This window comes from Pantoea sp. (assembly GCF_028283705.1).
Classification (GTDB): domain Bacteria; phylum Pseudomonadota; class Gammaproteobacteria; order Enterobacterales; family Enterobacteriaceae; genus Pantoea.
The window spans coordinates 434,691-460,851 of sequence record NZ_JAPWKD010000032.1; the positions used below are offsets into that span (position 1 = coordinate 434,691).

The window sequence follows — 26,161 nt, forward strand, 5'->3', positions numbered from 1 at the left end:
GCGACCGTGATCATTAACCCGCAACCACAGGGCCAGAACCATGACAATTCGCCGCTTTCTCTGCTGTCTGCTGTTGCTCCTGCCCTGGCTGGCCCAGGCGGGCGATGGCGCAGATTTCGCTGCCGCCAGTCGTACTCAACAGGCCACGCTGCTCCAGCAATGGGCCGCCGCGCCGCAGGCCAGCCGCCTGCCACTGCTGGAGGCGTTGCACAATGAAACCGTGGTCATTGATGAAAACAAACAACCGTTCAGTAAACAGGACGACAAATTCCAGCCGCTCGACAGCGCACAGCAGCCGACCGGCGATGCCAAAAAGCTCTTTATGAACAACCGGCTGCGCGTGCTGATCGCCAGTGCGCTCGCTGCACACCAGCTGGTGAGCGATGATCCATACATCCGTCTGCGCGCCGCGCAGCAGCTGCAAAATGATGGCGCGGCCGAACAGTTGCCGCTGATTGAACAACGTCTTGCCAGCGAAAAAGACAGCAAGGTCCATGCTACGCTGGCGATGGCTGCCGCCAACCTGCAACTCGCCAGCCCGGATGCGCAGGTGCGGCTGAAAGCGGTGCAGCTGCTGGGGGAATCCAGCGATCCCAATATGCAGGCCAGCCTGCTAAACCTGACACAACCGGCGAACGAACCTAACGCCCAGGTCCGTGCCGCTGCCAGCGCCAGCCTGCAACAAATCAAACATCGCCTGATGTGGGGGGATCTGCTCGGCCAGGCGTTTACCGGCCTGTCGCTGGGATCGATCCTGCTGCTGGCGGCACTCGGGCTGGCTATCACCTATGGCCTGCTGGGGGTGATCAACATGGCGCACGGTGAGATGCTGATGCTGGGCGCGTATGCCACCTGGCTGGTGCAGAACCTGTTCCAGCAGTTCGCACCGCAGTGGCTGGCGTGGTATCCGCTGCTGGCGCTGCCGGTCGCCTTTCTTGTCACTGCGGTGATGGGCATGGTGCTGGAACGTACCATTATCCGTCATCTGTACGGCCGCCCGCTGGAAACCCTGCTCGCCACCTGGGGCATCAGCCTGATGCTGATCCAGTTGGTGCGGATGCTGTTTGGCGCGCAGAACCTTGAGGTTTCCAACCCGGACTGGCTTTCGGGTGGCATGCAGGTGCTGCCGAACCTGGTGCTGCCTTACAACCGTATTGCGGTGATCCTGTTTGTGTTTGCGGTACTGGGGCTGACCTGGCTGCTGCTGAATAAAACCCGTCTCGGCCTCAGCGTGCGCGCAGTCACGCAAAACCGTGCGATGGCGGATTGCTGCGGTGTTCCCACCGGACGTATTGATATGCTGGCGTTTGGCCTCGGTTCCGGCATCGCCGGACTGGGTGGGGTCGCCCTGTCCCAGCTGGGTAACGTCGGCCCGGAACTCGGCCAGGGCTACATCATCGACTCCTTCCTCGTGGTGGTGCTCGGCGGTGTCGGGCAGCTGGCGGGCACCGTGGTGGCCGCTTTCGGCCTCGGCATTCTTAATAAAGTGCTGGAACCGCAAATTGGTGCGGTGCTGGGCAAAATCCTTATCCTGGTGTTGATCGTGCTGTTTATTCAGAAACGACCACAAGGCCTGTTTGCCTTTAAAGGGAGGGTGATTGACTGATGAGCCAGCCGCTAACCTTAACCGCCGCGCGCAAAGCGCCGCGCCTGACCCTCAGCCTCGGCGTGATCATCGCCCTGCTGCTGCTGATCATGCCGTTCTTTGCGCTGCTGCCCGCCAGCCACCCGCTGGCACTTTCCACCTACACCCTGACGCTGGTGGGCAAAATCCTGTGCTACGCCATCGTCGCGGTGGCGCTTGATCTGGTGTGGGGCTATGCCGGGCTGCTCTCCCTCGGCCACGGCCTGTTTTTCGCCCTCGGCGGCTACGGTATGGGGATGTACCTGATGCGTCAGGCATCGGGTGATGGCCTGCCCGCCTTTATGTCGTTTCTGTCGTGGAATCAGCTGCCGTGGTTCTGGGCCGGTACCCAGCATTTTGCCTGGGCGCTGTGCCTAATCGTGCTGGTGCCCGGCCTGCTGGCGCTGGTGTTTGGCTTCTTTGCCTTCCGCTCGAAGATCAAAGGCGTCTACTTCTCGATCATGACTCAGGCGCTGACCTACGCCGGGATGCTGCTGTTTTTCCGCAACGAAACCGGCTTTGGCGGCAACAACGGTTTTACCGGCTTCACCACCCTGCTCGGTTTCAACGTCACCGCCACCAGCACGCGTATCGGCCTGTTTGTCGCCACCGTCCTGTTGTTGCTGGTCAGCCTCGGCATCGGTTTTGCCCTGGCGCGCAGCAAGTTTGGCCGGGTGCTGACCGCGGTGCGTGATGCGGAAAACCGCCTGATGTTCATCGGTTACGATCCACGCGGCTTTAAGCTGTTTGTCTGGACGCTCTCCGCCGTGCTGTGTGGCCTGGCAGGCGCGCTGTATGTGCCGCAGGTGGGCATCATCAACCCGAGTGAAATGTCCCCGACCAACTCGATCGAAGCCGCAATCTGGGTAGCGCTGGGTGGTCGCGGCACGCTGATCGGTCCACTGCTCGGCGCGGCAATTGTTAACGGTGCCAAAAGCTGGTTCACCGTGGCGTTCCCGGAATACTGGCTGTTCTTCCTTGGCCTGATGTTTATCCTCGTCACGCTGTTCCTGCCGCGTGGCGTGATTGGTCTGCTGCGCCGGAGGCGAGATGACTGAACCCCTGTTTACCCAACCTCATCCGGCGGATCGCCATCGTGATCAAAGCGATCCGGTGCTGCTGCTGGAAAATATTAACGTCTCGTTCGATGGCTTCCGTGCGCTGACCGATCTGTCGTTGCAGATTGGCGTCGGCGAGTTGCGTTGCGTCATCGGCCCTAACGGCGCGGGCAAAACCACACTGATGGATGTGATCACCGGCAAAACCCGTCCCGATAATGGCCGGGTGATCTATGACCAGGATACCGATCTCACCCGCCTGTCTTCGGTCGAGATCGCGCGCGCTGGCATTGGCCGCAAGTTCCAGAAACCCACGGTTTTTGAAGCGCTGACGGTGTTCGAAAACCTCGAAATCGCGCTGAAAAATGACAAATCGGTATGGGCCAGTTTGCGCGCCCGCCTCAGCGGCGAACAGCAGGATCGCATCGACGAGGTGCTGAAACTGCTGCGGCTCGGCGCTGAACGGCAGCGCAAAGCGGGTTTGCTGTCGCACGGGCAAAAACAGTTTCTTGAGATCGGCATGTTGCTGGTGCAGGACCCGCATCTGTTGCTGCTGGATGAACCGGCGGCGGGTATGACCGATGCGGAAACCGAGTACACCGCCGAGCTGTTCCGCAGCCTCGCCGGTAAACATTCGCTGATGGTGGTGGAACACGACATGGGGTTTGTCGAGACCATCGCCGATCATGTGACGGTGCTGCATCAGGGGCAGGTGCTGGCCGAGGGGTCGTTGCGCGAAGTACAGGCCGACGATCGGGTTATCGACGTTTATCTGGGGCGCTGAGATGTTACAGGTATCGGAACTGAATCAATATTACGGCGGCAGCCATATTCTGCGCGGCCTGTCGTTCGACGCAAAACCCGGTGAAATCACCTGCCTGCTGGGACGCAATGGCGTGGGGAAAACCACGCTGCTGAAGTGTCTGATGGGGCTGATTCCGGCAAAATCCGGTGAAATCCGCTGGCAGGATAAAGTGATCAACAACCGCAAACCGCATCAGCGCGTGCAGTCCGGGATTGCTTACGTGCCACAGGGGCGGGAGATCTTCCCCCGTCTGACGGTGGAAGAGAATCTGCTGATGGGGCTGGCGCGCTTTTCAGGGGCGCAGGCCAAAGCGGTACCGGAGGAGATTTATCAGCTGTTCCCGGTACTGCGCGAAATGAAGGCACGCCGCGGCGGCGATCTCTCCGGTGGTCAGCAGCAGCAGCTGGCGATTGGTCGCGCGCTGGCCTGCAAACCGCAGCTGTTGATCCTCGATGAACCCACCGAAGGGATCCAGCCATCGGTGATCAAAGAGATCGGCGCGGTGATCCGCCAGCTGGCCCAGCGCGGCGATATGGCGATCCTGCTGGTGGAGCAGTTTTACGACTTTGCCGCCGAGCTGGCCGACAGCTATCTGGTGATGTCGCGCGGCGAAATCGTGCAACGTGGACGGGGCGAGGCGATGGAAGCTGATGGGGTACGCGGACTGGTGGCGATTTGAGGTGATTTCTGGTTAACATGACCTATGTTTTTGCCAGGAAAAACCGAGAGATGGAAACCCGCCGCGATGACCGCATCACCCGCCTGGCCCAGGCGCTGAAGCGCACCGACAAACTGCATCTGAAAGAAGCCGCCCAGCTGCTGGGCGTGTCTGAAATGACCATTCGCCGCGATCTGCCCGCTGCGGCAAACGGCGTGGTGTTGCTGGGTGGCTATATCATGCGTGACCCACGCCAGCACATCGCGCATTACTTTGTCAGCGACCAACAAAACCTCAACGTAAGCAAAAAGCAGCAGCTGGCCCAGTATGCAGCTGCGCTGATTGAGCCTAACGATACCGTGTTTTTCGACTGCGGCACCACGCTGCCGCTGGTGGTGGATGCCATCGACAATGACCTGCCGTTCACCGCCATTTGCAGCGCTATCAATACCTTTCTGGCGCTGAAGGAGAAACCGAACTGTCGGGTGATTTTATCGGGCGGGGAATTTCACGCCGATAACGCAGTGTTTACCCCATTGGAGCAGGTCACGGTGCTGGACGCGCTCTGCCCGACCAAAGCCTTTATCTCCGCCGCCGGGATGGATATCCGTCAGGGCGTCACCTGCTACAACCTGAATGAGTTGCCGATTAAACATCTGGCGTTACAGCGTGCGCAGACGCGCATCATGGTGGGCGACAGCAGCAAATATGGCAAGGTACTGCCTGCCCGTATCGGCGATTTTTCGCTGTTTGATATTCTGGTGAGCGACAGCCCGCCGCCGCCCGCGTTACTGAAAGTGATGCAGGCGGCAGAGGTGAAGCTGTGTTGTGGTTAGGCCCAGCGATCGACTACCGCTTCGCCATCGCGCAGACGACGCAGGTTATCGCACACCCCTTTGATATTGCCCGCCAGTGAGATATCGGTGACGCCACCGATGTGTGGCGTGGCAATCACGTTATGACGGAACACCGCATCGTTCGGGTCCGGCGGCTCCTGCCAGAACACATCTAATCCCGCACCGGCCAGGGTTTTATTTTCCAGCGCCGCCAGAAACGCCGCTTTGTCGATCAGGCCGCCACGTCCAAGGTTTACCAGGAAGCTGTCTGGCTTCATCTGCGCCAGCGCGGCGGCGTCGATGATGTGGTGCGTCTCGGCACTATCCGGCAGACTCAGCACCACAAAATCGGACTCTGCCAGCAGCTGCGGCAACTGGCCGATACCACCCGCCCAGTCGAGCTGATGCTGACGCGCAAAGGCCTCATCGGCTTCACGTTTCACGCCAATCATACGCATACCAAAGGGCGCGAGACGCTTCGCCAGCGCTTTACCGATGCCGCCCAGGCCCACCAGCCCCACGGTTTTGCCCATCAGCCCCATGCCAATCGGTTGTCCAAGGCGCTGTTGTGCCAGACACTGGGCAATTTCCTGCTGGCGACGCGCCAGACCAATCATCATCCAGATGCCCAGCTCCGCCACTGAATCAGCATTGCCGGAATGGTCGGAGGGGACGTTCGCCACCATAATGCCAGCCTTCTTTGCCGCATCGATATCGACGCCTTCCAGCCCGACACCCGCCTGCTGGATCAGCTTCAGACGATCGGCGGTGGCCAGCAGCCGTGCATCCACCCGGCACATGCCGGGCACCAGCGCATCGAATCCCGCCAGACTTTCCGCCGCATGACCGGCAGACGCTACAAACTCCACGTCGGGTAATGTCTGACGAATCGACGGTATCAATCCGCCCCAGGCATGTTCATCCGCAGCAATCAGCACTCTCATCGCACCTCCTCCCGTTTTAAGGCAAAAAGGCAGCATAGTCCGGCGACTGAGTGAGAATCAATCAGTTATCCATTTCCGGCGAGTTTCACCGCCGCGTGGCTGTGAATACCACGGGAAAACGGCTAAACTTCAGCATCTGACGTTCACCTCCACAGACCAGGAGTTCCATACAACGTGGCTCAATTCGTCTATAGCATGCATCGCGTCGGCAAAGTGGTTCCGCCGAAGCGTCATATTCTGAAGAATATCTCTCTTAGCTTTTTCCCTGGGGCAAAAATTGGTGTCCTCGGCCTGAACGGCGCGGGTAAATCTACCCTGCTGCGCATCATGGCCGGGATTGATAAAGATATCGAAGGGGAAGCGCGCCCGCAGCCGGGTATTAAAGTCGGCTACCTGCCGCAGGAACCGCAGCTCAACCCGGAGCACACCGTGCGTGAATCCGTTGAGGAAGCGGTGTCCGAAGTGGTAGGCGCACTGAAGCGTCTCGACGAAGTCTACGCGCTGTACGCCGATCCGGATGCAGATTTTGACAAATTGGCCGCCGAACAGGGCCGTCTGGAAGAAGTGATCCACGCGCACGATGGTCACAACCTCGAAACGCAGCTGAACCGTGCGGCTGACGCGATGCGTCTGCCAGACTGGGATGCGAAAATCGCCAACCTGTCCGGTGGTGAGCGCCGCCGTGTCGCGCTGTGCCGTCTGCTGCTGGAAAAGCCAGACATGCTGCTGCTCGACGAACCGACGAACCACCTGGATGCCGAATCCGTGGCGTGGCTGGAACGTTTCCTGCACGATTTCGAAGGCACCGTGGTGGCGATCACCCATGACCGTTACTTCCTCGACAACGTCGCTGGCTGGATTCTGGAGCTGGACCGCGGTGAAGGTATTCCGTGGGAAGGTAACTACTCCTCCTGGCTGGAGCAGAAAGATCAGCGTCTGGCGCAGGAAGCGTCGTCTGAAGCTGCACGTCGCAAATCGATTGAGAAAGAGCTGGAGTGGGTGCGTCAGGGCGCGAAAGGCCGCCAGTCAAAGGGCAAGGCCCGTCTGGCACGCTTTGAAGAACTGAACAACACCGAATACCAGAAACGTAACGAAACCAACGAACTGTTCATTCCGCCAGGTGCACGCCTCGGTGACAAGGTGGTGGAAGTCAGCCATCTGAGCAAATCCTATGGTGACCGTGTTCTGATTGATGATCTGTCCTTCTCGCTGCCGAAAGGCGCGATTGTCGGGATTATCGGACCGAACGGCGCGGGTAAATCCACCCTGTTCCGTATGATGTCGGGTCAGGAGCAGCCGGATTCCGGCAGCATCGAGCTGGGTGAAACCGTTAAGCTGGCGTCAGTCGATCAGTTCCGTGATGCGATGGATGGCAGCAAAACCGTGTGGGAAGAAGTTTCTGGCGGCCAGGACATTATGCGTATCGGTAACACCGAAATGCCAAGCCGAGCTTACGTCGGTCGCTTCAACTTTAAAGGCACTGACCAGGGCAAGCGCGTTGGCGAGCTGTCTGGTGGTGAGCGCGGTCGTCTGCACCTGGCAAAACTGTTACAGGTAGGCGGCAACCTGCTGCTGCTCGATGAACCGACTAACGACCTCGATATCGAAACCCTGCGCGCGCTGGAAAACGCCCTGCTGGAGTTCCCGGGCTGTGCGATGGTGATCTCGCATGACCGCTGGTTCCTCGACCGTATCGCTACCCACATCATCGATTATCAGGATGAGGGCAAAGTGGAGTTCTTCGAAGGTAACTTCACCGAATACGAAGAGTACAAAAAACGCACCCTCGGCGCCGATGCACTGGAGCCGAAGCGTATGAAGTACAAACGTATGGCGAAGTAATTGCGCTAATACATGAAATGAGGCACCTTCAACGGTGCCTTTGTTTTGCGCGATAAATCGCGCCGCTACAGATACTTGCCTGGTCCGTAGCGGCGCGATTTATCGCGCGGTTTTGATTTTTAAAACCCTATTTGTGATCCCCTGCACCCTGCTCCGTTGATCGGCCCAAAAACTCGCCTGAATCCGCTTTCACTCCTGGGCTGTTGCCCGATGTCGCCGCTTTGCCCGCTTTTTATACTCGCTATTGACCTGACTTATCTCTCTCAGTCCCGGCATTCTTCATAACTATTCACGCCGGGCGTTACCCCTATTGAGGTCTATGGCATGAAAATAACTATGATCGAAGTGATGCGTATCGCGATCCCGTTTGATGCGCATCGACGCCCACCAGCGGAACAGGAAACCACCTTTAACGCCGCCTCGCCGTCACTCAGCCGGATGGAAACGCTGCTGGTAAAAGTCACCAGTGACACCGGACTGGTTGGCTGGGGTGAAGCTTTTGGGCATCTGGCGAATCCGGTGACCGAGCAGGCGCTGTCCAGCCTGGTGGCACCGTTTTTCCTGCAACGGGAGTTGCCCGATAGCCAATCGGCCATCGCGGCGCTGATGCAAAGCGCCGAGCAGGCCTTACATGCATTTGGTCGCAGCGGTCCGGTACGCTACGCGTTATCGGCGATGGATATCGCCCTGTGGGATCTGCTCGGCCAGCAGCGCCAGCAACCACTGTGGCAACTGCTGGGAGCCACGCGGCACCGCATAGAGCGTTACGCCAGCCTGGTGAGTTACGCCAACGATCCGCAGGAAGTCGCTGCTCAGGTGCAGCGCGCCCACCAGCAGGGTTTCCGCACCCTGAAGCTGCATGAAACCGCCCAGTCCGCCATTGCCGCCGCACGCGCCGCGCTGCCTGCCGAGGTGCAATTGATGGTGGACGTCAATTGCCCGTGGACGCGCGAACAGGCCAGCCAGCAGGCTTACGCATTACGCTCGCTGGATTTAGGCTGGCTGGAGGAACCGATTTGGCCACCGGATGATTTTGATGGCCTGTCGCAGCTACGCCGCGTGGGCGTGCCGCTGGCAGCAGGGGAAAATGTCGATGGCGATTTTGGTTTCGTCAATCTGCTGGAAAGTGGTGCCGTCGATGTGGTGCAACCCAGCGTCACCAAAGTGGGTGGCATCACGGCGGCCCTGCATGTATTCGAACTGGCGCAACAATATCGTGTGCGTGTGGTACCGCACTGCTTCTATTACGGCGCAGGGATGCTGGCAACGGCGCATCTGGTGGCTGTACTGCCGGAGAGCGTCAAAATGGAGATCCCGTGGATCGATTTTGCCGCCCCACTCTATCCCGACCTGCCTGCCGAGGTGAGCTTTACCCTGAGCCAGCGCCCTGGCCTCGGTTATCAGCCCGATGAACAAGTTCTGCGGGAATATCGGTTAACCCATCAGCAGATTGATCAACAGGGAGTACAGCGCCATGTTTAAAAACTATCGTGTGGTTATTGCCCTGCTGCTGTTCTGTGCCGGTATGCTCAACTATCTCGATCGCGCGGCCCTGTCAGTGATGGCGCCGCTGGTGAAAAAGGATCTGGGGATTGATGATGCGCAGATGGGCATCCTGTTCAGCTGCTTCTTTATCGGCTACTGCCTGTTTTGCTTCCTCGGTGGCTGGGGTGCGGACCGCTTTGGTCCACGCCGCGTTTACGCCTGGGCTGCCACTATCTGGTCGCTGTTCTGTGGCGCAACGGCGCTGGTCACCGGCTTTGGCCATCTGCTGATTGTCCGTATGCTGTTTGGCATTGGCGAAGGCCCGATGGGTACCACCACCAATAAATCGATTGCCAACTGGTTCCCACGCCAGGAGGTGGGCCGGGCCGTCGGCTTTACCAATGCCGGACAACCGCTGGGGGCAGCGATTGCCGCACCGATCGTCGGACTGGTGGGGCTGAATTATGGCTGGCGTATCGCCTTTGTGGTGATTGCCGCACTGGGCTTTGTCTGGGTCGCCTGCTGGTTGCTGCTGTTCCGTGATAAACCGGAGCAACATCCGCGCGTCAGCCAGGCGGAAAGCCAGCTGATTATGCAGCAACGTCCCGCCAGCCAGAGCACCAGCACGCCGCAGCAGGACAATCATTCGCTGTGGCGTTATGTCTTCTCGCTGCCGGTGCTGGGCGTCGCCAGTGCGTTCTTCTGCTTCAATTACATCCAGTATTTCTTCCTCTCCTGGCTGCCCAGCTACCTGACCGATTTCCAGCATCTGGATATCAAAAGCATGAGCATCATCGGCATTCTGCCGTGGCTCGGTGCCACAGTGGGTTTTCTCGGTGGCGGCGTGGTATGTGACATGCTGTTTCGCCGCACCCAGAACTTCCTGTTGTCGCGCAAGCTGGTGATCTTTGTCGGTCTGGCGGTGGCGGCGTTGTGCGTGCTGCTCACCGCCTGGAGCCAGAGCCTGGCAGGCGCGGTGACGCTGATTACGCTGGCAAGCGTGTTTGCCTATATGACGCCACAGGCGTGCTGGTCGTTGTTGCAGGATATCGTCCCGGCGGGTCGCATCGGCACTGCGGGCGGCTTCGTCCATCTGCTGGCGAATCTGGCAGGCATTTTGTCGCCGGGGATCACCGGCTTCCTGATTCAGTATGGTGGCGGCTATCACACCGCCTTCGTGCTGGCGAGTGTGCTGGCGCTGGCAGGCATGTTATTGCTGGCGCTGCTGGTGCGACAAAAAGGGGTGAATACCCTGCGCGCACTGGCGACGCATTAAAATCTTTGCCGGGCCTGATGCCCGGCTTTGCTTAACGTGGGGCACCATCCCCCAGCATCTGCTTCACCAACTCGACACAGCGCAGGAAGCGCGTGTCGTAGTCATCTTCTTTCACATGCACGAATTCAACATTGTTCTCGCGCAGCATGGTGATGAGCAGCGACTGAAATTCGCGTCGATCCACCGAACTGCCGAGGCTGCGCAATCCATCCGCCACCCAGGGCACGTTATTCTCCAGCAGGATCACCAGATCGAAACGGTATTCATCAATCAACGCCTGTACAAAGGGGTGTTCACGCCCCTCATACTTGAGACAGAACGCCTGCGTAGTGATGAAATCGGTGTCGATAAACGCCACCTTGTTGGCGTACTTGACGGCAAAATCAATGTACTGCGCCTGGCCGAGGGCAATTTTGTCATAGTCGGAATATTGCAGCGCGATCTCATCCCCGCCGAGGTGGGAGAAGACATAATCGCGGCCATATTCCCACGCGCTGGTGGTATTAAATATATTCGCCAGCTTATTCACCAGCGTCGATTTACCGCTCGATTCACCGCCCAGCACCGCTACGGTGCGCACAAAGAACGGTTTCACCTCGGTGGGGATATATTCCCAGTAGCGGAACGGATCCTGACGAATCTGCCCGCCGCTGATGCTCATAAAAGATCGGCTGGGATCGATTACCACCGCTTCGATACCGAGATGCTGCTGATACATCGGCGCATCCGGCGCTTCGCTGGTATAAACGCAATCGGCTTCAATCCCCTGCTGCGCCAGAAACGCTTTCACCCCTTCACTCCACACATCCCAGCCGTGCGGATACGGTTCGATCCCTTCTTCATTGAACGAGTGGATACGGATATTTTTCTGGTATTTAAAGGTTTGCAGCAGCCAGCGCAGACGATCGCTGACCGTCGGCTGCTGTGACATGGCGCTGTTTTCAAACAACTCACGATCACGCGGATCGTCATGTCCCATGATGATATGCAGCTCATCCACCTGGCTACAGGCGCGCTGGATCAGATAAATATGCCCGGTATGCAGCGGATAGAATTTACCGAACACCACGCCGACCGTTTTCTGCCGACGCGGAAATTCCAGCCCGAGAAAACGGTGCAGCGCTTCCAGCTTTTGCGCACTGGGACTTTTGATTTTGGCATTCAGCAACTGGCTTAAGTAGCCTTTGGTCATCCCGCTGGCATCCGCCACCTGTTGCAGCGTGTGGCCCTGCTGGCGTATGGCGGTTTTCAGGTAGTCAAATGATGACACTGCGTGCCTCCTGCATAAAATAGTGTGCAAATATCCACGAGTCTGCCGGTTTACAGCTCATCCAGAATCGCCAGCGCATCGGCCAGCTTCTTCGCGCTGTAAACTTTCATTCCGTCGATAGGTTTTTTGGGGGCATTGCCCGCAGGCACAATCGCACGTTTAAAGCCGTGCTTGGCCGCTTCTGAAATACGTTCCTGGCCACTTGGTACCGGACGAATCTCCCCCGCCAGCCCGACTTCACCAAAGATCACCAGATCCTGCGGCAGTGGACGATCGCGCAGGCTGGAGACCATCGCCAGCAGCAGCGCCAGGTCGGCACTGGTTTCGGTGACCTTCACGCCACCGACCACGTTCACGAACACATCCTGGTCCGCCATCTGCAAGCCACCGTGGCGATGCAGCACCGCCAGCAGAATCGCCAGACGGTTCTGTTCCAGGCCAACCGCCACACGACGTGGATTACCCATCATCGAGTGATCGACCAGCGCCTGAATCTCCACCAGCAAGGGACGTGAGCCTTCCCACACCACCATCACCGAGCTGCCTGAGGTCACCTCATCACCACGGGACAGGAAGATGGCCGACGGGTTGCTGATCTCGCGCATGCCCTGCTCGGTCATGGCGAACACCCCCAGCTCGTTCACCGCACCAAAGCGGTTTTTATGGCTGCGCAGGGTGCGGAAACGGGAATCGGCATCGCCATCCAGCAGCACTGAACAGTCGATGCAGTGTTCCAGCACTTTGGGGCCCGCCAGCGAGCCATCTTTGGTGACGTGTCCCACCATCACAATCGCCACGCCACGCGTTTTGGCGAAGCGAGTCAGGTAGGCGGCGGTTTCGCGTACCTGCGCCACGCTACCGGGCGAAGATTGGATCTCCGCCATATGCATCACCTGGATCGAGTCGATCACCATCAGCTTCGGTTGTTCCTGCTCGGCGATCAGACAGATCTGCTCGATACTGGTTTCCGACAGCATATTCAGGTTTTCGGTGGGTAATCCCAGACGATGGGCGCGCATCGCCACCTGTTGCAGGGATTCTTCGCCAGTGACGTACAGGGTTTTCATCCCTTCCGCCAGCTTACACATCACCTGCAACAGCAGCGTCGATTTCCCGGCACCGGGATTGCCGCCAATCAGAATAGCACTGCCCGGCACCACGCCGCCGCCGAGCACACGGTCAAACTCTTTAAAACTGGTGGAGAAGCGTGGCAACGCCTCAAGGCTGATCTCAGAAAGCTTCTGCACCCGGCTGGTGCCCGCGCTACCGGCATAGCCACTCAGACGCTCGTTACGCGCGCTCGCAGGCGAGGCCGCAATACGTACCTCGGTGATGGTATTCCAGGCGTGGCAGGCGCTGCATTGCCCCTGCCAGCGCGGATAATCAGCGCCGCATTCATTACAAACGAACGCGCGTTTTGCCGCTTTGGCCAAATCAGTTCCTTAATTAACGCTCTTCGTGAATCAGGCTGCCGCTCAGGATGCAGAACACCCCCATCAGGTCAGCATGGCGGATAATCACTTCCGTCTGCTCATTCACTTTCGGTTTAGCATGATAGGCGATACCCAGACCCGCGGCTTTAATCATCGGCAGGTCGTTAGCCCCGTCGCCAATCGCCACGGTCTGCTCCGGCGCAATGGCAAAACGCTGCGCCAGATTGTTCAGGGTATCGGCTTTAAATTGGGCATCGACAATCTGTCCCAGCACCTGGCCGGTCAGCTTGCCGTCGCGGATTTCCAGCTCATTTGCCATGGCCGCTGCCAGATGCAGCGTGTCACGCAGATAATCGGCATAGTAGGTGAAGCCGCCGGAAGCTATCGCTACCTGCCAGCCCAGCGCCTGCAACTTTTGCACCAGCGTGGTCAGGCCCGGCATCAGCGGTAGCGTATCGCGTACCTGCTTCAGGATATTAGCATCCGCCCCGCTCAGGGTGCCGACGCGTTCACGCAGGCTGGCTTTGAAATCCAGTTCGCCGCGCATCGCACGCTCGGTGACTTCCGCCACCTGCTCACCACAGCCCGCCAGTTTGGCGATTTCATCGATGCATTCGATCTGAATCGCGGTGGAATCCATGTCCATCACCAGCAGGCCAGGCGTTTTCAGATGCGGGATCTTGCCGAGCGGCGCCACATCAAAACCGGCATCATGTGCCAGTTTCATGGCACGCGGCGTCAGCGAGCCAGCCAGACGCATCACCTGGTACTCATCGACATTCCAGGCGCTGACGATCACCATCGCCGCCCCCAGCTGATGCTGGTAGTCGGTCAGCTTTTGTTTATCAAGCCCGCGCCCATACAGTAACCAGCCAGTCCGACCGGCACGGTAATCCAGCGGCATCACTTCATCACCGCTGAGGGAAAGGGGTAAGCCCGGCCAGAGGGACACATCGGCAGGCAGATCGCACCAGGTAAGACGATTTGGCATTACAGCTCCTGTAGGGACAACAAAACCACGCAAGAGGCTACCTTGTCTGCGCGGGTTCTGGCAACATAATTGCCAGGCTTTCTGTTGTTATGTCACACGGGTTTCTGATGGTTAAAACGGCACTGAAATTTCGCCTGCACCGCACGGTAATTGTTCTTATCTCGCTGGCCCTGTTAGTGGTGCTGATGCAGGGTGCATCCTGGTTTAGTCTCGGCCATCAAATGGCACGCTCCGAACAGGTGGATGAACTCGCACGTACCCTGACCAAACAGGTGGCGTTCAGCCTGCAACCCCTGATGGATAACAGCGACGACAATCGCCCGCAGATTGAAGCCATCCTCAATCAGCTCACCGATAACAGCCGTATTCTGGATGCCTCCGTCTATGACGATGATGGCAGCCTGGTGGCGCATAGCGGTGAAAACATCAATGTGCGGGATCGCCTGGCGCTCGACGGCAAACGCGCCGGGAGTTACTTCAACCACCAGATTGTCCAGCCGCTCAACGGCAAAGATGGCCCGCTGGGTTTTTTGCGCGTCACGCTGGATACCCACGTGCTGGTCACCGAATCACGCCAGGTGGATAACACCACCAATATTTTGCGCCTGATGATGCTGCTGGCGCTGGCGATCGGTATCATCCTGACCCGTACCCTGCTGCGCGACCGCCGTACCCGCTGGCAGCAATCCCCTTTCCTGCTTACCGCCAGTACGCCAGTGAAGGAAGATAAAGAAGAAGAAACGGCCACCGAAGAAACCAAATCTTAGGCCATTTTTTCGATAGTCACATCCAGCGCAGCCAGCTGTTGCTGCGCCTGGCGTGCAATCTGCCGGAATCCGTCGCTAAACGCCCCCTCTGCCGCAATCGTCTGCCAGTAACTTTTCGCCATTGCGCTGGCAGCCCGCCAGACATCTCCCGGCAATGAGAAATCGAGGGTTAAATTCACTTCGTCGCGCATGTGTCCCAGCGAATTCGGCGCCAGCGCCATCGGCAACATGTCGTAAGCCGGGGTGAGTTGCAGCCGCTCGCCATCAGTAAAAAATGACAAATTCCCGGCATGCATGTCGCTATTGGCGATCAGGCGACCAAACGCCCATTGCAGCGTGCCGCGCTGCACTGACGCCTCATCAATGCGCTGCTGCTGCGCCAGCTCGCGCAGCGCATCCGGCCAGTGCTGCTGTCGCCCTAAAAATTCGGCACTGACCGCCTCAAGGGAACACATGCCCCGACGGCCCCGCTCACCTTCACGATCGAAGCGCTGGACCTCAAGAAACAGCTGACCGCCCTGTTCGAGAATCTGACTATTTGCCGCCGCCAGCCCCGCCGCCGCCAGTTGCCGCAGCGCTCGATCCTCCGCACGCAGCAAATCGCGCCAGCGCTGGCTGCTTTCGCTCTGGCGCGCCACGGTAAATTTGACCAGACAATGGCGCTGTCCGGAGGTGGTTTCGGCATAACAAAGAAATTTGGGCTGCTCACCCGCTGCCGACGATCCCACTTCATCACCGTCCAGCACCTGCTGCGCCAGCTGCGGATAACGCATGATTTTTTGCCCGGCACTCAACACCGTGGGAGCCGATTGCTGCAACCAGCGCTGATATGCGGTAGCCCCCAGCAGGCAATTGCCTGGCATATCCATGCCGGTTACCGTCAGCGCCATCAGGCACTGTTCATCACTCCATACACGCAGATCCTCGGTCAGCCCAAGGGATTGCGCATTCTCCCGCCCCCAAAGCCGTCCGAGAAAACCCTGCGGGCGCATATCGCTGAGAAACCACGGCAATCCTTCGTAAAACGTCCCGTTGTCCTGTGCATCAAGATGGAGGCAGCTGCCCTGCGGCCAGGTACGCACCAGCCAGCCCGTTTGCACCGTTTGCCCCGACGGCAGCACCCGATAGAGAGGAAAACGGCTTTCACCCCGCAGCGGCCGCAATAGCGCATAACGTGTGGCGCGCGCTTTGCCCCATCTGACGATCTGATCCTGCTGACGTAACTGGCGCGACAACGTTGCCTGGCTGATACCAAGACGGCGTACCAGTTCAGGCGCGCCCAGTGGGCCATCCAGCAGTTGTGAAGTGATATCCGCCATCTCGCCCCCAAATGAATAGATTTATGAATAGATACTATCATAAAAAAAGGCCCGCTCAGCGGGCCTTCAGGCGCAGACTCATCGCAATGATGAATAGATACTTTTAACGCTGCGTCAGTAAGCTCTCCAGCTCAGACAGCGAGGTTACCCGCCAGTCTGGGATAATCTCCTGTGACAGCGGACGCGTGCCGTGATCCAGCCAGCAGGTTTTCAATCCGGCATTGATGCCGCCGAGAATGTCCGACTCCGGCGTGTCACCCACCATCAGCACGCGCTCACGCGCCGGATTACCCAGCAGCTCCAGCGTGTGATCGAAGATGGCGCGATCGGGTTTCGGCACACCTACCTGCTCAGAAATCACCACGGTAGCAAAATAATCACGGAAACCGGTGCGTTCCAGCCGCGCCTGTTGCAAGGCGGTGAAACCATTGGTGATGATCGCCATTTTCACCTTACCGTGCAGCGCGTTCAGCAGACTGGTCGCGCCCGGCAAAGGCAGACAGATCTCGGCCATCGCAGTGAGGAAGCCGTGATTCAGCACTTCCGGCGCTACGCTGAGCTTCTCGCCCCAGCCGGTAAAACGACGTGTCTGTAGCTGCAAGGCCGAAATCGCACCGTTCTGATAATCGACCCACAACGGCTTGTTGATCGCCTGATAATCGGCGTAGTCCTGGTCGGTGAATTGCACATCATAACCGGCAAACATACGTTGCAGGCCGGCATAGGCGTCGAAGTGAAACAGCGTGTCATCCGCATCAAAAATAATGCAGTCCCAATCGTTTAACATAGATCTCCTAAGCCAAAGGGCTACAGCGTTAATGCCATGATGATGGCATCTTCTCGTCCGCTGGCAGTGGGGTAATAATTCGGGCGGCGGCTGACCTGGTGAAACTCCAGCTGCTCATACAAAGCAATGGCAGGCAAGTTGGACGCGCGCACTTCCAGCCACAGTGTCATCACCTCGCGCTTCTCCAGCTCGGCAATCAGATGCTGCAACAGCTGGCGCGCATAACCCCGGCGCTGAAAATCAGGATCGACCGCGATATTGAACAGCGAGGCTTCGTCCAGCACCACCTGGGTGATGGCAAAGGCCACCAGCTTGCCTTCCGCTTCAAAACGTAAATTTAAAAACCGCTCGCCCTGATTGCTGGCAAACGTCTGTTCGCTCCAGGGAAAAGCGTGGCTGCGGCGTTCAATCGCCAGCAGTTGTGGCTGGTCTTCAGGGGTGATTAAAGAGATGGCTGTCATGATTACACATCTGTTGCCAGAGGGCGCGTTTCGCCGCGCCGCTGCTGATTAATTCATTGAAAGCGGCAGTCGTGAAGGTGACGCCATTAAAAGGATGCGCGCCGTCAACACCCAGCAACCAGCCTGCGCAATCGACCTTTTCCGGCAGCATCGGCAGTTGTTCCGGGGTGAGCGTCATCACCTGAGCGGGCTGAAGATGCAGCGTACGCAGCACATCCTGCACCAGTGGTTCGTGCAAGGCGGGCGCGTGTTCGGCCACCAGCACCAGTCGGGTATCGGGCGAAAGACTCACCGCTATTTCGCCCTGGAGCACGCGCGGACGCCGCAATTGATACTGCGTAATCCCCATTTGCTGTAAAAGCCAGTCGCGCCTTGATGTCATGCTGTTACCCGTTGTGCGGCCATAATGCGACGCTATGCTAGCAAACCCATCGAACATGCGCCAACAAAGCACTATAATCCCCGCTCTGATTTAACAGGAGCCATTCATGTCAGCTTTAACCCCGGCCAGCGAAGTGATTCTGCGCCACAGTGATGAATTTACCGCCCGCCACGTTTTATTTGCTGGCGATTTGCAGGATGACCTGCCCGCCCAGCTGGAAACCGCTTCAACGCGCGTGCATACCCAGCAATATCATCACTGGCAGAACCTCAGCCGTCGCCTCGCAGAGCGCGCGGTGTATGGTCTGGTGGCAAGCGCCGACGATGTTGCCGGTTGCGATACCCTGATCTACTTCTGGCCAAAGAACAAACCAGAAGCCCAGTTCCAGCTGCAAAACCTGCTCTCTCTGCTGCCGGTTGGTAGCGATATCTTTGTGGTGGGTGAAAACCGCAGCGGTGTCCGCAGCGCGGAAGGCATGATCGAACCCTGGGCCAAATTAGAGAAGATCGACAGCGCACGCCGCTGCGGCCTGTATCACGGCCAGCTGGAGCAGCAACCGGCCTTTGATGCTGCCGCGTTCGGTGACAGCTACATGCTGGACGATCTCACCATCCATACCCAGCCGGGTGTCTTCAGCCGTGACGGCCTCGATGCTGGCAGCGCGCTGTTGCTGTCTACGCTGACGCCGCATACCAAAGGGAAAGTGCTGGATATCGGCTGTGGCAGCGGTGTGCTGGCGACGGTACTGGCGCAGCACTCACCGAAAGTGCGTCTGTGGCTGTGCGACGTGCATGCCGCCGCGATTGCCGCGAGTAAAGCCACCCTTGCGGCCAACGGTCTCGAAGGTGAAGTGTTTGCCAGCAACGTCTTCTCTGATGTGAATGGCCGTTTCGATCTGATCATCTCCAACCCGCCGTTCCACGATGGCCTGCAAACCAGCCTGGATGCGGCAAACACGCTGATCCGGGGCGCGCTGAAGCATCTCAGCACCGGCGGTGAGCTGCGCATTGTCGCCAACGCCTTCCTGCCCTATCCGCAGGTGCTGGATGAAACCTTCGGTAATCATGAAGTGCTGGCGCAAACCGGACGCTTTAAGGTTTATCGTGCGGTTTACGGACGCGGCGCGAAAGCGCGTTAATTCAGCGATGTGGCTGACGCGGCGGCAGAAACGTTGCTTTTTGCAGCAATCGTTTCACCGTCGCGAAATATGTGTTGACGCATTGAGTAAAATCTCTAAAATGCGCCTCCGTGGTTAGCAATACTCTAAGGTGTTGCAGGTATGCGAAGGTGGCGGAATTGGTAGACGCGCTAGCTTCAGGTGTTAGTGTCCTTACGGACGTGAGGGTTCAAGTCCCTCTCTTCGCACCAAAAAACCACAAAGTTTATATCGTAGCGCACTGCGCGAAGGTGGCGGAATTGGTAGACGCGCTAGCTTCAGGTGTTAGTGTCCTTACGGACGTGAGGGTTCAAGTCCCTCTCTTCGCACCAATGCGATGATATAAACAGACAACTCGATGCGAAGGTGGCGGAATTGGTAGACGCGCTAGCTTCAGGTGTTAGTGTTCTTACGGACGTGAGGGTTCAAGTCCCTCTCTTCGCACCAACGTTGTCATCCTTCCCGGTGTTATCTCCCTCAGATTTTTCATTATTCCTGAACACGCTCTGGCGTGATTTTGTCGTTTCTGCTTTTCAGATCAGGTGAAAATTCACCGATACCGCAGCCAGTCCACCTGCCAGCGCCAGGCAGGAAGGCAACAGCAGATAGTGACGCAGGCGATGATGAAACAACATCACCACCGTCAGCAACAGTGCCACCATCATCACCACACGCCACTGACTGAAGCTGGGTTCCCACAACGCGAAGACCGGCATCGCCGCGCACGGTAACAACACGCCCCAGCCGCTATCCAGACGTTTGCCCATCATCCAGCTCACGCCCCACAGCCCGCAGGCAGCTATCATCGCCATGATCATCGCGCAACCCTCAAATGATAAGTATTCCCATTATCATATGATAATACTTCTCATCTTGCAGCGGATTTTTTATGTGCGGTGCCATGCGGATGACACTGCTACTGGAAAATGCTAAATTGCCGCCGATAACTATTTCGAAAACACAGCAATAATGTGCTCAGTATCTGGTGGAGAGAATATCTCGGCCGGATAGCGCTTTGATATTTCAGGGCTGTCACGAGTAATAATAATGAAATTACAATCTTACGATGAATTGAAACACAGCAAATATCGTCTTTCAGTGATGCTTTTTCTGTTTCTTAATGTCGCTGTTTCGCTATTTAGTTTGTTACCATTTTTAGGGGAGGGTTCCAGCACCTGGTCATTGCCAGCAGCACTGGTGGCGGGCTTTAGCATCACCTTGCTTACCGTTTGTTTAATCATTCCAAAACTTAAATTCCCGCTATTAAATCCTGTTGCGCTGTTATTCGGTGCATTATGGGCATGGCACATTGACCATAAGTACCATCTGGTGTTTTATTTTGATGGCAGTTTTTTAATAATCAGTCTGTTAAGCGTATTTTTTGTCAGTGCTATTGCGCTCAGTGATTATTTAGTTGCTTTCAGTTTACATATCACGCCGCCCGTATTAACCGTTTTACTGCTGGATGATGGCCAGCATTTAGTGATGATTTTGTTCACCATCACCCTGCCGCTGATCGGTTTTTCATTACACCATCTGATGCGTCGCCGCTTCGATCATTTCACCCGCCGTCTGGTGCGCCAGCTGTATGAAGAAAAAGAAAGTTTTAGCGATTTAAGTATGCTGGACCCGCTAACCGGTTTGTATAACCGCCGCGGGCTGAAAAATCGACTCGATACCATTCTGGAAAACCACGCAGGCAGCCACTTTGTGCTGCTGCTGGATATCGATCATTTTAAGGCTTACAACGATAATTATGGTCATGCGATGGGCGATCAGGCACTGGCTCGGGTTTCCGTAGCGATTCGCGATGCAGTACGCTCGCGGGATGTGGTGACCCGCTACGGCGGCGAAGAGTTTCTGGTGCTGATGACCAACGTGAATGCTTCCATTGCCATGAAACTGGCGGAACGGATTCGCCAGTATGTGCTCAACCTGGAGATTCCCCATCGGTTTAATGAGCGGGTTTCCACCCACGTGACCATCAGTGCAGGCATCGCCCCGATTTTTGCTGACGATTTTGATCAGGCGGTATCCAATGCCGACCGTGCTCTGTATGTGGCGAAAAATCAGGGACGTAACACCATTCTTGCCTGGGAAGATTTACCGAAAACTGCGCTGAGTAGCCAGGATTTGGCCTGAAAAACCGGGGATTCACCGCGCAAAGGCGTTGAATCCTTCCGCCGACAGTCTTGTGAGGTTAAGCAGGAACGATTATCATTTGTTTTTCGCTTACCGTTTTCATTCAGGATCGGCATGGCCATTATCACTCGTCAGGATCATCGCTTCAGCGAACATCCGTTGATCTTTATGCAGAGCGACCGCGGGCTTGCGAGCGCGCTGGAAGATCTGATGCGTGAGCAGCGCAGCTATATGCTGGAAACCATCAAACTCGGCCAGCCCGCTCCGTCAGGTACGCTGACGCTGGCCGATTGGTCTGCCACCCCGCATTACCGCCGTCTGACACAACGCTACAGCGATCATCTCTACCGTAATCATCCCGATGTGCAGCAGGAAGCCAAACCGCTCCAGTCGTTGTGGGCGCAATGGTATTTTGGCCTGTTGCTGCCCCCGCTGATGCTGGCGCTGCTGCTGGAGCCGCGGGCGCTGAACTGCTCGCCCCATCTGATCCACGTTGAGTTCCATGAAAACGGCCATCCCTGTGCCTTCTGGATTGATGTGCAGGAAGATGAAGACGCACGCTACCTGAATCCGCAACAACGCATTGACCGCCTGATTCAGCAGCTGTTGATCCCGGCAGTGAACGGCATGACGCAGCACGGCGACATCAACGCCAGGCTTATCTGGAACAACATGGGTTTCTCCTTCTGGTGGTTCCTCAGCGAACTGAAAACGCGGCTGCCTGCCGGGCTGGCGTCACAGCTGGAGCAGGCATGGTTTTTCAGCCAGTCCCTGCTGGATGGCAGCGACAATCCGCTGTACCGCACCATGATCCCGCGTCACGGCGAGATGGAACGCAAGAGTTGCTGCCAGCGCTATCGTATTCCCGATGTTGAGCGCTGTGGTAACTGCACGTTAAAAGCGGTGTAAAGCCTGCGCATTCTGTTACAGATTCTCCCTTTCTCCCGTTTACAGCAGAAAAGGCTTATGGCAGCTTTTAGGCTTCGTTTTTGCCGGAGAAAAAAATGAGCCTGGAATCGGTACGGCACTTCTTTGCCGAACACGCACCGGATGTCGACATCATCGAGATGCCAGAAAGCACCGCCACCGTTGAACTGGCCGCCCGCGTCCACGGCGTGGAGCCGGGGCAGATCGCCAAGACCCTGTCGTTAAAGGTGAAAGATAACGTGGTGCTGATCGTCACGCGCGGTGATGCGCGCCTCGACAACCGCAAACTGAAAGCCGCACTGGGTGCCAAAGCGCGCATGCTGAGCGTCGATGAAGTGGTGAACTGGACCGGCCATCCGGTTGGCGGCGTCTGCCCGTTCGGGCTGGAAAACCCGCTGACCGTGTATTGCGATGTGTCACTGCGCGGCTTTGAGGAAGTGTTGCCCGCAGCAGGATCGATTCATAGTGCAGTGCGCATTTCACCGCAGCGTATGGCCGATCTCACTGCGGCAAAATGGATTGATGTGTGCGAGTCGCGCTAACGCGATTCGCGCGCCACGGCACCGGAGATTTGAATGCCGCGCGTTTCACGCCCAAAGGCGACAAACACGCAGATCAGCACCGCCACCGTCCCGGCAACAATTGCCATCCCTAAGCCATAGTTGCCGCCATGGGCCTCGGCAATCCGTGACTGCAACGTCGCGTTGACCGAGGCAATCAGGTTACCCAGCTGATAAACAAACCCTGGCAACACGGCACGGGCGTTGGCGGGCACCAGCTCGGTCAGGTAGGTCGGAACCACACCCCACGCGCCCTGCACCATAAACTGCATCAGAAACGCGCCAATCCCAATCATCCACGTACCACTGGAAAAGGCCCACAGCGGCAGCACCGGCAATGCCAGAAATGACGCCAGCATAATGGCTTTTTTGCGTCCAATTCGTTCCGACAGCGATCCAAAGAAGATACCGCCCAGCATCGCAGCGATGTTGTAACTGATGGCGATAATACTCACGGTATGCGGGTCAAACTGATGCTGCACTTTCAGGAAGGTGGGATAGAGATCCTGGGTACCATGGCTGAAGAAGTTAAAGCAGGCCATCAGCAACACCATGTAGATACAGATTTTCCAGTGCTGGCGAATAATCGGCAGCAATGCCGTGCTCTCTTTGCGCTGACGCGCCGCCAGCCAGACCGGTGATTCCGGCACTTTAAAATAGATAAACGGCAGCAGCAGGATCGGCAGTGCGCCAATCATAAACATCCCGCGCCAGCCCACGCTCTCGAAGAACAGACCAAAGATAATCGACGCCAGCAGATAACCGCACGGATAACCGGCCTGGAAGATACCGGACATCAAACCGCGCGAACGGTCCGGGATGGTTTCCATCGCCAGCGACGAGGCTACTCCCCAGATCCCCCCCATCGCCACGCCGTAAATCACGCGGAACGTCAGGAAGGCCGCGAAGTTGGGTGACCAGGCCGACAGCAACTCAAACAGTGAAAACAGCACGATGTTGAGCATCAGAATAGGCCGACGGCCATATTTTTCCGCGAGACGCCCAAACACCAGCGCCCCAATCGGTCGCACCGCCAGGGTGAGCATAATCGCGATAGAGACATCTGAAACGCTGGTGTGGAAATACTGAGCCAGATCGCTGAGTACAAACACCAGGATAAAAAAGTCGAACGCGTCCAGCGTCCAGCTGGCGAAGCTGGCAAAAGCCACATTTCGCTGCGTTGCAGTCCAGTTAAACATAGGGGGTATCCTGTCTGACAGCGTCCGGATCGTTGGCCGGACATTCTTGTGAACGTTACCGTGCGAATGATTGCATCGGTTATTATTATGTTAACTATTTGTATATAGCATGTCAGAAAGGTGGGCTGTGGCGGGGAATTGTCAGCGAGTGCTTCGGGCTGTAAGCAAGCGTGTCACACGGTCATTGCCACAGGATGACCGTGTGTTGTTGATTATTTCAGACCATTGAATGCCTGTTCGAGGATATCCAGCAGCAGCGGGTTATCCACGCTGTGCAAGACATGCACTAGCGCACCGGCATTTTGCGGGATCCCCACATCCAGACGCAGCGGCGTGCGATAACGCCAGCTTTTGCCGCGTGTCGCCCCTGGGCGTAGCTCCACATCAACATGATAATCCATGCCGTCGGCAACACGCTGATTCAACAGCCAGGCCACCACCAGCGCATCATGGATCCAGCATCCGGGCAAATGGCGCGTGCGAATCGAGTAATCAATCCAGGGTCGCAGGGTTTCGCGCACAAACTGGGTAAGCGGGTGATCGTTAAGCGTCAGCCGGTTGAGATCCTGATGGGTCATCAACGTCTGCGTGGTGACATCCATCGGCACCAGCGTCACCGTCGCCCCGCTGTGCAGTACCTGATGCGCGGCTTCCGGATCGAGACCAAAGTTGGTGTCTTTGATGTAGTCATCCAGCGCGAACACGCCACCCATGATCACAATCTCCGCCACCGCTTCCGCCATCTGTGGATAGCGTTGCAGCGCCTGCGCCACGTTAGTGAGCGGGCCGATAGCCACCAGCGTAAACTCTCCGGGGTTATCACAAATCAGCTGCCCCATCACTCCCGCAGCATCATTGCCATCTGCCGGAAGCAGCTGTGGCTGGCGCACCCCACGCCACAGATCGGCCAGCGCCTTATCTTCGACACCGTCAAGACGGGCGCGCCACGGAGTCGGGTCTTCACGCAGCGCCTGCTTTGCCCCCTGCACCACCGGGATATTGACGCCCAGCCGTTGCAGCAGGTCCTTCGCCACCTGCGCGCCCACTGCACAGGGCGTATTGCCGCTGACGGTGGTAATTAACTCCAGCGATACCGCAGGCGATGCAAGTGCTAAGGCCAGCGCCAGGCCGTCATCGGTGTTTGCACCGGCAATACCATTCCCCGGATCACAATCAATAATCAGTCTTTTCATGATGTTATTTATTTTTTTCTGCTAAGTTGGCAACCACAGGACTCACCGATCTCCAGATGATGAGGAAACTCCGCCAGCTCCGCCTCACCATCTCCGTTTTTCAGCATGGCAATTGCACGCTGCGCCATTTCGCGCAACGGCTGGCGTACCGTCGTCAGTGACGGCACATGAAATGCCGACTGCTCGGTACCGTTAAAACACACCAGCGCGACATCGTGCGGCACACGCAGGCCATGTTCAGAAAAAGCACGAATGCAACCAATCGCCTGCCCTTCGTTGCTGGCAAACAGGGCGCGCGGAACGCGACCACTGTTCAGCATCTGCTGCGCGGCCTCGTAACCGCCCTGCCGCGAATAACCGGCGGGGAAAATCAAACTATCATCAGCCTGTACCCCGTACTCCGTCAGCGCATCGCGCCAGCCCTGAATACGATCCTGGGTATTCAGCATCTCCAGCGGACCACTGATCATCCCCACCTGCTGATAGCCGTGGCTGAGCAGGTGCGCCGTCACCTGACGTGCCGCTTCGCGTTCGTTCACCCGCAGCATGCTGACGCCCGGTTGCGGTTCCACACGATCGAGCATGACCAGCGGTGTACCGCTGGCCTTGATTAAATCGATATAGGGATGGCGATCGACGCTGTTGTAAAACAGGCCATCAACCTGACGATTCAGCAGCCCCTGAATCAGCTCCAGCTCGCGCTGACGATCATCACCGGCATCACCCAGCAGCATCACATGACCGTGATTCAGCGACTCCTGCAACAACACGTGGGCCATCGAAGCGACAAACGGGTTGGCGATATTCGGCACCACTAAACCGAAGGTTTTGGTGCTGCCCGATGCCAGCGCACGCGCGACGGCATTCGGCCGGTAGCCGGTTTGCTTAATCGCCTCCAGCACCCGCTGACGGGTCGCCTCCGCCACCGGTCGCGGCCCATTGTTGATGACATAACTCACCACCGCGACCGACGTGCCTGCGGCTTTAGCGACATCGCTGCGTGTAATATTTCCGGATGACGATTTAGCCAATAGCCTGCCTCATTT

25 protein-coding genes and 3 tRNA genes are annotated in these 26,161 nt (G+C 57.4%); 16 read left to right on the forward strand and 12 right to left on the reverse strand.

From position 1 onward, the window contains the following. Positions 1 to 40: 40 nt before the first annotated feature. From urtB to deoR, 5 genes are read left to right on the forward strand one after another with little or no spacing between them, the layout of a single operon-like run. Entirely contained in the window at positions 41 to 1,606 is a 1,566-nt protein-coding gene (gene urtB / locus PW844_RS24975; RefSeq protein WP_299457571.1) for an urea ABC transporter permease subunit UrtB, read from the forward strand. After that, positions 1,606 to 2,682: an urea ABC transporter permease subunit UrtC gene (gene urtC, locus PW844_RS24980; RefSeq protein ID WP_208713939.1), complete on the forward strand. Its 1,077-nt coding sequence runs from the start codon at positions 1,606 to 1,608 to the stop codon at positions 2,680 to 2,682. Before urtB ends, urtC begins: the two co-directional genes overlap by 1 nt. Beyond that, on the forward strand, positions 2,675 to 3,466 hold the full coding sequence (gene urtD, locus PW844_RS24985) for an urea ABC transporter ATP-binding protein UrtD (RefSeq protein ID WP_299457575.1): 792 nt from the start codon (positions 2,675 to 2,677) through the stop codon (positions 3,464 to 3,466). The genes urtC and urtD overlap by 8 nt, the downstream gene beginning before the upstream one ends. A gap of 1 nt (position 3,467) precedes the next feature. Next, the gene (urtE, locus tag PW844_RS24990) at positions 3,468 to 4,166 is read left to right on the forward strand and encodes an urea ABC transporter ATP-binding subunit UrtE (RefSeq protein WP_299457577.1); all 699 of its coding nucleotides are present in this window, start codon (positions 3,468 to 3,470) and stop codon (positions 4,164 to 4,166) included. 50 nt (positions 4,167 to 4,216) lie between these two features. Next, positions 4,217 to 4,981, forward strand: a complete 765-nt coding sequence (deoR, locus tag PW844_RS24995; protein ID WP_299457579.1) for a DNA-binding transcriptional repressor DeoR — start codon at positions 4,217 to 4,219, stop codon at positions 4,979 to 4,981. Here deoR and PW844_RS25000 read toward each other — a convergent pair. Then, on the reverse strand, positions 4,978 to 5,925 hold the full coding sequence (locus PW844_RS25000; protein WP_299457581.1) for a 2-hydroxyacid dehydrogenase: 948 nt from the start codon (positions 5,923 to 5,925) through the stop codon (positions 4,978 to 4,980). The two genes, deoR and PW844_RS25000, sit on opposite strands and share 4 nt — an antisense overlap. Before the next feature lie 174 nt (positions 5,926 to 6,099). Here PW844_RS25000 and ettA point away from each other — a divergent pair, with 174 nt between their 5' ends. From ettA to PW844_RS25015, 3 genes are all read left to right on the forward strand, one after another. Further along, complete coding sequence (gene ettA, locus PW844_RS25005) at positions 6,100 to 7,767, forward strand: energy-dependent translational throttle protein EttA (RefSeq protein WP_299457583.1); 1,668 nt, start codon at positions 6,100 to 6,102, stop codon at positions 7,765 to 7,767. 324 nt (positions 7,768 to 8,091) lie between these two features. After that, entirely contained in the window at positions 8,092 to 9,249 is a 1,158-nt protein-coding gene (locus tag PW844_RS25010; protein ID WP_299457585.1) for a mandelate racemase/muconate lactonizing enzyme family protein, read from the forward strand. Beyond that, a complete protein-coding gene (locus PW844_RS25015; protein WP_299457587.1) occupies positions 9,242 to 10,528 on the forward strand; it encodes an MFS transporter in 1,287 nt (428 codons plus the stop codon). The genes PW844_RS25010 and PW844_RS25015 overlap by 8 nt, the downstream gene beginning before the upstream one ends. A 31-nt stretch (positions 10,529 to 10,559) precedes the next feature. Here the strand turns inward: PW844_RS25015 and nadR are convergent, their stop codons facing one another. The 3 genes from nadR to serB are packed head-to-tail and all read right to left on the reverse strand — an operon-like array spanning position 10,560 to position 14,222. After that, entirely contained in the window at positions 10,560 to 11,798 is a 1,239-nt protein-coding gene (gene nadR / locus PW844_RS25020) for a multifunctional transcriptional regulator/nicotinamide-nucleotide adenylyltransferase/ribosylnicotinamide kinase NadR (RefSeq protein WP_299457589.1), read from the reverse strand. A gap of 50 nt (positions 11,799 to 11,848) precedes the next feature. Next, positions 11,849 to 13,231 carry a DNA repair protein RadA gene (gene radA, locus PW844_RS25025; protein WP_084872470.1) on the reverse strand — a complete coding sequence of 461 codons (1,383 nt, stop codon included), beginning with the start codon at positions 13,229 to 13,231 and terminating at the stop codon, positions 11,849 to 11,851. A 13-nt stretch (positions 13,232 to 13,244) separates the two neighbouring features. Further along, positions 13,245 to 14,222: a phosphoserine phosphatase gene (serB, locus tag PW844_RS25030; protein ID WP_299457592.1), complete on the reverse strand. Its 978-nt coding sequence runs from the start codon at positions 14,220 to 14,222 to the stop codon at positions 13,245 to 13,247. 107 nt (positions 14,223 to 14,329) lie between these two features. Here serB and PW844_RS25035 point away from each other — a divergent pair, with 107 nt between their 5' ends. Next, entirely contained in the window at positions 14,330 to 14,989 is a 660-nt protein-coding gene (locus tag PW844_RS25035; RefSeq protein ID WP_299457594.1) for a YtjB family periplasmic protein, read from the forward strand. Here PW844_RS25035 and yjjJ read toward each other — a convergent pair. From yjjJ to PW844_RS25055, 4 genes are all read right to left on the reverse strand, one after another. Further along, on the reverse strand, positions 14,986 to 16,308 hold the full coding sequence (gene yjjJ, locus PW844_RS25040; protein ID WP_299457596.1) for a type II toxin-antitoxin system HipA family toxin YjjJ: 1,323 nt from the start codon (positions 16,306 to 16,308) through the stop codon (positions 14,986 to 14,988). The genes PW844_RS25035 and yjjJ overlap by 4 nt on opposite strands. Before the next feature lie 103 nt (positions 16,309 to 16,411). Beyond that, positions 16,412 to 17,095, reverse strand: a complete 684-nt coding sequence (gene yjjG / locus PW844_RS25045) for a pyrimidine 5'-nucleotidase (protein ID WP_299457598.1) — start codon at positions 17,093 to 17,095, stop codon at positions 16,412 to 16,414. Positions 17,096 to 17,115: 20 nt separating this feature from the next. Beyond that, a complete protein-coding gene (gene rimI / locus PW844_RS25050; protein ID WP_299457600.1) occupies positions 17,116 to 17,556 on the reverse strand; it encodes a ribosomal protein S18-alanine N-acetyltransferase in 441 nt (146 codons plus the stop codon). Next, on the reverse strand, positions 17,528 to 17,938 hold the full coding sequence (locus tag PW844_RS25055) for a DNA polymerase III subunit psi (RefSeq protein ID WP_299457602.1): 411 nt from the start codon (positions 17,936 to 17,938) through the stop codon (positions 17,528 to 17,530). The genes rimI and PW844_RS25055 overlap by 29 nt, the downstream gene beginning before the upstream one ends. A gap of 106 nt (positions 17,939 to 18,044) precedes the next feature. Here PW844_RS25055 and rsmC point away from each other — a divergent pair, with 106 nt between their 5' ends. From rsmC to PW844_RS25075, 4 genes are all read left to right on the forward strand, one after another. Beyond that, a complete protein-coding gene (gene rsmC, locus PW844_RS25060; RefSeq protein WP_299457604.1) occupies positions 18,045 to 19,076 on the forward strand; it encodes a 16S rRNA (guanine(1207)-N(2))-methyltransferase RsmC in 1,032 nt (343 codons plus the stop codon). Between the two features lie 143 nt (positions 19,077 to 19,219). Continuing rightward, positions 19,220 to 19,306, forward strand: a tRNA-Leu gene (locus PW844_RS25065). 33 nt (positions 19,307 to 19,339) lie between these two features. Further along, positions 19,340 to 19,426: transfer RNA gene (locus tag PW844_RS25070), tRNA-Leu, on the forward strand. 28 nt (positions 19,427 to 19,454) lie between these two features. Beyond that, a tRNA-Leu gene (locus tag PW844_RS25075) sits at positions 19,455 to 19,541 on the forward strand. A gap of 86 nt (positions 19,542 to 19,627) precedes the next feature. Here PW844_RS25075 and PW844_RS25080 read toward each other — a convergent pair. Then, positions 19,628 to 19,912, reverse strand: coding sequence for a DUF1435 domain-containing protein (locus PW844_RS25080; RefSeq protein ID WP_084872451.1), 285 nt, complete (start codon positions 19,910 to 19,912; stop codon positions 19,628 to 19,630). Positions 19,913 to 20,141: 229 nt separating this feature from the next. On the opposite strand from PW844_RS25080, the gene PW844_RS25085 reads away from it, so the two are divergent. From PW844_RS25085 to PW844_RS25095, 3 genes are all read left to right on the forward strand, one after another. Beyond that, a complete protein-coding gene (locus PW844_RS25085) occupies positions 20,142 to 21,236 on the forward strand; it encodes a diguanylate cyclase (protein WP_299457607.1) in 1,095 nt (364 codons plus the stop codon). A 114-nt stretch (positions 21,237 to 21,350) separates the two neighbouring features. Further along, positions 21,351 to 22,145: a siderophore-iron reductase FhuF gene (gene fhuF, locus PW844_RS25090; protein ID WP_299457609.1), complete on the forward strand. Its 795-nt coding sequence runs from the start codon at positions 21,351 to 21,353 to the stop codon at positions 22,143 to 22,145. A 95-nt stretch (positions 22,146 to 22,240) separates the two neighbouring features. Next, complete coding sequence (locus PW844_RS25095; RefSeq protein ID WP_084872445.1) at positions 22,241 to 22,705, forward strand: YbaK/EbsC family protein; 465 nt, start codon at positions 22,241 to 22,243, stop codon at positions 22,703 to 22,705. On the opposite strand, the gene PW844_RS25100 is transcribed toward PW844_RS25095, so the two are convergent. From PW844_RS25100 to PW844_RS25110, 3 genes are all read right to left on the reverse strand, one after another. Further along, positions 22,702 to 23,922 carry an MFS transporter gene (locus PW844_RS25100; protein WP_084872442.1) on the reverse strand — a complete coding sequence of 407 codons (1,221 nt, stop codon included), beginning with the start codon at positions 23,920 to 23,922 and terminating at the stop codon, positions 22,702 to 22,704. The genes PW844_RS25095 and PW844_RS25100 overlap by 4 nt on opposite strands. A gap of 212 nt (positions 23,923 to 24,134) precedes the next feature. Further along, complete coding sequence (locus PW844_RS25105; protein WP_299457614.1) at positions 24,135 to 25,115, reverse strand: nucleoside hydrolase; 981 nt, start codon at positions 25,113 to 25,115, stop codon at positions 24,135 to 24,137. Positions 25,116 to 25,123: 8 nt separating this feature from the next. After that, positions 25,124 to 26,146 (reverse strand): LacI family DNA-binding transcriptional regulator, encoded by a 1,023-nt coding sequence (locus PW844_RS25110; RefSeq protein WP_299457616.1) that lies wholly within the window; start codon positions 26,144 to 26,146, stop codon positions 25,124 to 25,126. Between the last annotated feature and the right edge of the window lie 15 nt (positions 26,147 to 26,161).